The 6779-nt window shown below is 34.4% G+C and carries 5 protein-coding genes and 3 pseudogenes; all 8 read right to left on the bottom strand.

Features of this window, described 5'->3' with window-relative positions; translation table 11 throughout:
- Positions 1-269: 269 nt before the first annotated feature.
- A complete protein-coding gene (locus EFD62_RS16920) occupies positions 270-473 on the bottom strand; it encodes a hypothetical protein (protein ID WP_128706557.1) in 204 nt (67 codons plus the stop codon).
- A 14-nt stretch (positions 474-487) separates the two neighbouring features.
- Positions 488-874 (bottom strand): annotated as a pseudogene (locus EFD62_RS16915) (copper amine oxidase N-terminal domain-containing protein); the annotation flags it as partial.
- Between the two features lie 66 nt (positions 875-940).
- Positions 941-1513, bottom strand: coding sequence for a hypothetical protein (locus tag EFD62_RS16910; RefSeq protein ID WP_069193249.1), 573 nt, complete (start codon positions 1511-1513; stop codon positions 941-943).
- 283 nt (positions 1514-1796) lie between these two features.
- A pseudogene (locus EFD62_RS16905) lies at positions 1797-2314 on the bottom strand (copper amine oxidase N-terminal domain-containing protein).
- Between the two features lie 145 nt (positions 2315-2459).
- Positions 2460-3032, bottom strand: a complete 573-nt coding sequence (locus EFD62_RS16900; protein WP_069193248.1) for a hypothetical protein — start codon at positions 3030-3032, stop codon at positions 2460-2462.
- Between the two features lie 39 nt (positions 3033-3071).
- Positions 3072-3296: pseudogene (locus EFD62_RS16895) on the bottom strand (DUF5702 domain-containing protein); the annotation flags it as partial.
- A gap of 965 nt (positions 3297-4261) precedes the next feature.
- On the bottom strand, positions 4262-4954 hold the full coding sequence (locus EFD62_RS17680; RefSeq protein WP_069193246.1) for a hypothetical protein: 693 nt from the start codon (positions 4952-4954) through the stop codon (positions 4262-4264).
- A 54-nt stretch (positions 4955-5008) separates the two neighbouring features.
- Positions 5009-6631 (bottom strand): Athe_2463 domain-containing protein, encoded by a 1623-nt coding sequence (locus EFD62_RS17675; protein ID WP_069193245.1) that lies wholly within the window; start codon positions 6629-6631, stop codon positions 5009-5011.
- Positions 6632-6779 lie beyond the last annotated feature (148 nt).

Below are 6779 nucleotides of genomic sequence, written 5' to 3'. Positions count from 1 at the left end.
GGCAAAACTGGCAATAATATATAATGAAGAAATGATTTAAGGTAACATTCTGTAAACTTCAAAAATTCAAAATTTCTTGCTAAGGAGGATTGTAAAAATTCCGATACACAAAATTATTTACATTACCCTTTTGTCTGATGCAAATACAGCCTTGTCATAAAGCACTCTGTCGTATTTCACTCTGCTAGTTGCATCCCTGGCTTGTCTGTAATCCTGAGACATTGAACTGGTTTGGTCCAGTTGATATCAGCACTGCACTGCTACACAAATTACCTTTCATATTTGCCCGGCATTGATTTCCATACTGTTGGGATTCCATCTACATCCAGGTCACACATATAGCGTATTACGTTGAATTTGATAGGGTTGCTTGTCCATAGCATTCTTGCATCTACATTATCACCATATACAAATATGGGCCTATTTGAGAATGTATCCCAACCACATTCAACAAACTCATCATTTATACTCACGCCATTTACTTGTAATACTTCACATTTGCGCCTAATGCTTCACTTACAAACCTTACCGGCACAAAAGTCCTGGACTCTTTTAATAATGTTACTGTATCCATTAGCTTTTCCTGTCCGTTTACTTCATAACTCTTGTTCCCTATTTGAAGCACTACTTTTCTTCCACTTAATGTTATTGCTACTTTTTTCGTATTTCCATCCCAAACGACATCTGCTCCTAGAGCTTCTCCAACAAATCTGATAGGTACCTGGGTTCTTGAATTTTCATCAATAAACGGCTTTACATCCGGAAAATTTATTTTTGTACCATTTACTACTACTCTAATCGGGAGCTCAACGGCCAATGTCGGGACTGAGAATAAGTATGTAATCACTAATATCACTGTTAATATTGTTGCAATTCTCTACATTCCAATTTGCCCTCCATCTATACTTCTTCCTTGCTTTGTTTTATCTCTATCAAAGCTTTATTCTTCTTTTTCGAAGAAATGCTCAATTTCATTTATTTTCTCACCATTTTCATCAATTTCATATATATATACACCATCTTTAAACCAAAATGCAAATACCATACCTTTACTTTCTGGATTTACGCAATAAACCACATCATCTGTATCAATTTCTTCAAGGTCTGTCATATAATCATCTATTACTACACAGTCTACACTAAACAATCTTGTCCTAGATAAATGCTGATCTTTCATCATACTCCTAGTCCTATTCATTATAGTTAATGAAGTTCCTCCAGTATAAGGATTTGCGATGTCTTTTTTATACAAATCATGCAATGTATTCATGATTCCTGCATAATCACCTGTCTCAGTAAAATTCCTTTTATCAGCAGCTTCTATGACATACTCCAAGAATTTTTCTGTATTAGTCTTTTCTTTTTTATCTCCTGCATTCTGTGTACCCTGTGTAGAATTTTCTGCGGATGTATTAGAAGGTTGACTATTTCCTTCTTCACTGCCACCACAAGCCGATAATAAAGATACTGCACATATTATTACTGCTACAAATATTAACTTTACTCTAATCATTATCCAACATCCCTTTCTTTTAAAAATTATATTCTTACTCAAGCGACTATCATAGGACTGGTTTTACTCCCTTTTTCTAAATATAAATAGTAATCGTAGAACCACGCTTAGGTAAAGACTTATCAAGATAAATATATTGTCCTGTTTTAATATCATAAAAATATTGTGGTTCAATAGTATCCGTATCCTTTAACCTTTTTTCTCACTATAGACATAATTTCTTCTACTGTCTCTACGCTAAACTTCTGTAATAGTATTCTTTCTAAATCATCCTTCTGCTTTTCTACATCTCGCTTAAAAAATCTATAATTAAAATTGCTTGGTCGTTTAAATCGTCTTTTATAGCTGCGACCACCAAATTCGTATCCTTCGGTACAATAAATCCAGCTACTTCCTTTGTATCACCCTCATCTACTACTTTACCTATGTCATCTGTATCTATATCCACGGTTTTAATTTCATCTTTCCACCTAACTGTTGCACCAAATGCTTCTGCTACATAGCGGGTCGGTACAAACGTCCTTCCGTCTATCAACAATGCCTCGGTGTCCATTTGTTTCTCTTGCCAATTCAACTGATATTCTTTTTTCCAATAAGCAATTCTAATGTTGTTCCACCCATTTTGAATACTGCTTTTTGGGCATTTCCATCCCAAGTTACCGTCGCTCCTATGGCTTCACCAATAAACCTTGACGGTGTCTGCGTTCTACCGTTTGCATCAATGAAGGGCTGAACATCCGGGAAATTCAATTCTTCTCCATCAACAACTACTCGAAGCGGTATATTAATTGCGTAGCTCATATTTGCTAAAAGAATGGTTAATATAAATACTGTTAACATTGATATCACTAGTCTTTTTATTATTAAACCTCCAATTTTCATTATAGCCTTTACTCTTATAAAAGCAGTAAGCATATACTTTATTAAAACGTAGTCCTAGCCCTCTTTATTCTTCCTTTTTAAAGAAATGCTTGATTTCATTTGTTTTCTCACCATTCTCATCAACTTCATATATATATACACCATCCATTAATATAATACCAATTACACAACCCTTACTTTCTGTATTTAGACAGTAAACAGCCTCAGAAGTATCTATTTTTTCAAGTAGTGTCATATAATCATCTATTACAATACAATTCACTCCTGATACCTCAGATGCTTTCCATTGCTTATCACATATTAAATCATTAGTCCTGTTCGCTATTGTTAATAATTTCCCACCAGTATATGGGTTTACAATATCATCTTTATATAAATCATGTAATGTATTCATGATCCCGGCATAATCACCAGTTTCAGTGAATTTTCTCATATAAGCAGCCTCTATAACATATTCCAAAAATTTTTCCGCATTAGTCTTTTCTTTTTCATCTCCTGGCTCATGCGTACTCTTCCCCGAGTTTACTTTCGGTGAATTAGAAGGTTGATTATTTACTTCTCCACTGCCACCACAAGCCGATAATAAAAATACTGCACATATTATTACTGCTACAAATATTAACTTTACTCTAATCATTATCCAACATCCCTTTCTTTTATAAATCATATTCTTATGTTAATATCCCTTATACAGGATAACATCAAACTTTATTCTTTTTCCATCTTCGGTTCTCAATTCCTTTGGCATAAAAGGTTTTGTCGCAAACAAATACTTTATCGAAACTGAAGATTCGATACGCATATATGTACTACATTCTGACATTATAAAAGTTTTATTTCCTGAAACAGTCGTCATATTTACCTGTATTAAATCAGCTATTCTTTCGATTTTCACATCCTTATTTGTGAAAAGACCTGCATGCTGCTATTTCCACTAAATTAGATATTTATTATCTGTACTAAATTTGTTAGCAATTGTGGCATTATTAAAGGCTTTACCCTCTTCCTCCTTAACACCTACGAAGCATTTGTCAATATTTTAATCATAGACTGCAAGATCTGATTTAACCGATATATCGAATGCGCTCTCACTTTGCCCCAATATTGCTTTCACTCGTATTCCTTCGACCTAAACGGTGGAAGGAATAATTATTATTAATAAAACAATGTACAAAAAGTTGATATTATCTCCCTATTTACCAAAAAATCTCACTAGTGATTTCCCCTATCACCCCGAAACTTTGCATATCGACTATTTTTGTGCATATAATAATAGATTTCTCAAAAATCAATGACTCAATAATAAAGATTATAGTATAAAATAGCAAATATGCCAATATAATTTTTATAAAACTATCAAAAGACAATTTATTAATTAATATTAAAATATTTTAATGGAATCACTCCTCATGCTCTCTAAGAATATTAATCCTAACCTTTGCACTAAAACGTTTTCTATAAATATAGTAGTAAACTTTGCGTTCAAAAAACCCCTCAATATAACAGGAATCCCGTATTTCTTGAGGGGTTGCAGAATTATTCTTAGTATATTAGAATATAAAAATTCTTGTGACTTTTACTCTTTTTATTCGCTGCTTTCATCCACATTACTTTGTCTTCCGTATCCTTCACTATAAACCACTTTTATCGAAGGTGTTCCAGAAACAGCTTCACTTTTCAGCTCTTCTAGCATTGTTTTGACTTCATCGGTCAAAGTCCCTTCGGGTATTACTATGTAGTCTCAGTTATTTTAAATACATTTCCCCCTGCAACATACTCGCGGTATTTATACTTATTATAACTGTCCAAGCTACCTGACAAAGAATAACCTTCCATAGACATTTTCCAATAGTCGTGACTTCCGTTTTAATTTTCATCATCCACCATTTTGGAATTATACACTATCTCCTCCACTATCTTTTTGTAGCAACTAGAATCTTTGCTTCTGTCTAATACAGTTATCAGTTCTTCGCCGCCTATACCCTTGTTGTTTTTTGCGGTCAATACTCCAGGGTCTGTATAAGGCCCATTCGCAATATTTACAGCCTGGTTGTTAGCATCAATATATACCAGGTTTGATTCATATCTGAAGGAGTTGATTAATGCATTCACAAGCTCTTTATGCTCTTTTGTGTCATCTTGGTTGCTCTTGTAGTTAACAGTTGTGACTTCAAATGTATATGTACCTGTCGGATTAAAGTAATAGCCTGATTTTATCGGATAGTCGTAATCCTTCATGCTTATGTCTGTGGCAAATACAGCCTTGTCGTAAAGTGAGCTGTCGTATTTCATTCTGCTAGCTGCATCCCGGGCTTGTCTGTAGTCCTGAGCCATTGAGCTGGTTACATCCCAGTCGATATCAGCACTGCACTGCTGCACAAATTGCCTTTCGTATTTGCCAGGCACTGATTTCCATACTGTTGGATTTTCATTTACATCTAGATCACACATATAGCGTATTACGTTGAATTTAATAGGATTGTTTGTCCACAGCATTCTTGCTTTTAAATCTGTGTCATAATTATTACTTATATTATTTTCAAACTTCTTTTGGTTCAAATCCTTTTTACCGTTGTATACATATGTGTTTATTTCTATCGGCGCATTTCCACTTCAACTGCTGCTTGCATAGCCCGTTTCATCTCTATAACCTGTACAACCTTCCATTTCACAATTTTCATGTTTATTACATTTCGTTGTATATTCATACTTTTTCGATACAGAAACATAATAGGTCGTGTTTGGAGTTTTTGTTACTGTATCAGTAGCATTATCACTAACTAGCCAGTTTTTCTTTTCTGGATCATCTCCAAAGTCACTTCTCTCAATTTTAGCTTTTACTTTTGGCAGACTTACAGTTACTTCGTCTCCATTATCATCGACAGTTGCACTTCCAACCTGATGATTGTGCAATAATTTTGCATCTACATTAACATTCAGAGCATCTACTTTGGCCTCTCCACTCCACCAAGCACCACTTGTCTTATTTAAACTAAATTTAATACCCTCATCAGCCAATGGATAGCTTATATCTCTAGACAAAGCATAATATGGCAAATCAAATTTCTTGACCGCCGAATTTATAGGCTTTTCAGCTTTAACTACTGTAGAAACAATATTATTTTCCGTATCACTTTCCAAAGGCTTTTTCCCGTCTTCATTAATTGCAAACTCTATATACACATCACTGTCAGGCATTGTAAACTCAGCATATAAACATGCTTCCTTGTCTTCTGCTGATATATTTATAGTGCCGCTTTGCTCCTTTGATGAACCGGCAAATTCAAGTTTGCATATCTCCGCATTCAACGGGATATTTTTGCCATCACCATTTTTCGTAGCAATGTTCCATTTAAAGTCAACTTTTTCTAGGTCTGTATCGAAGTATGATTTGACTTTTATCCCCACCAATACTCTATTGCCTTCTGTCGAGCTTCCGGGCATCTTATAAAAACTAACATCCAAATCATTAGCAACCATATCAAACGGCTTTATGAGAAACGACTTATAGTTGAGGTTGTTATATCCGTTCCAATAGTAAAATGCTATACCCAATCCCCACGAGTGTTCCGTCGGAGGCTGTATTATGTATAGGAAATCCTCAAAATTGTCCTTTAATGCTTCCGGTACGTCAACTGCATTTTCTACAAAGTAATTTCGTTTTCCTGTACGAGTCTCAACATCATTAGGACCAAACCTACTATTTTTTATCCATTTATTTATATACTCAAGTGTAATGCCACCTAAATATATTTTAGCAACCTTACCATCCTCATCATGAACATTTCTGTAACCTTCATCTCCCCATGGTCTCATTACCCACATTTTATCCTTTGCAGCATGACCTTCATTATCATATGGAAAACTAGGATTCGGGAAAACCGAACCATCTATCGCATATCCTAGTGCACGATATTCGTCTTTACCATTAACTTTCTTAACTATATCTCTGCCTCCTGTTGTCGTTTTTCTGCTTGCGTCTACATTATTACCATATACGAATACCGGCCTATTTGAAAATACGTCCGAACCATATTGGGCAAGCTTATTGTTTATATTCATACCATCAATTTGTAGTACATAATAATTCTCACATCCCATTTTACTAAATAGAAAGTTATTAGCATCATCTATTGCTTCGATCACATTACTGTAGTTTTTTGCATAAACTGTGGTTGTTGTCAAAGTCGATATGATTATACAGCATATTAAAATACTACAAATAGCTTTTTTCATTTATTCTCCCCCTTAATATCTCTGTTAGTGTAAAGTAAATTACACTAGTTATATATTGAATATGCTATTTATCAACGGTTTCAAAGTTTTTTGATATAAAAAAACAATGACCCCCTTTTTTCTGATATAATTGAGTTCACCACAAACA

It is taken from the genome of Acetivibrio mesophilus, from assembly GCF_004102745.1.
In the GTDB taxonomy this organism is placed as follows: Bacteria; Bacillota; Clostridia; order Acetivibrionales; family Acetivibrionaceae; genus Hungateiclostridium; species Hungateiclostridium mesophilum.
The sequence above is the reverse complement of the archived record's forward strand: the minus strand, read 5'-3'. Positions and strand labels throughout refer to the sequence as shown.

Coding starts and splice junctions, on each gene's coding strand:
- EFD62_RS16910 (WP_069193249.1), bottom strand. CDS start 1,513: ATGATTAGAGTAAAGTTAATATTTGTAGCAGTAATAATATGTGCAGTA.
- EFD62_RS16900 (WP_069193248.1), bottom strand. CDS start 3,032: ATGATTAGAGTAAAGTTAATATTTGTAGCAGTAATAATATGTGCAGTA.
- EFD62_RS17675 (WP_069193245.1), bottom strand. CDS start 6,631: ATGAAAAAAGCTATTTGTAGTATTTTAATATGCTGTATAATCATATCG.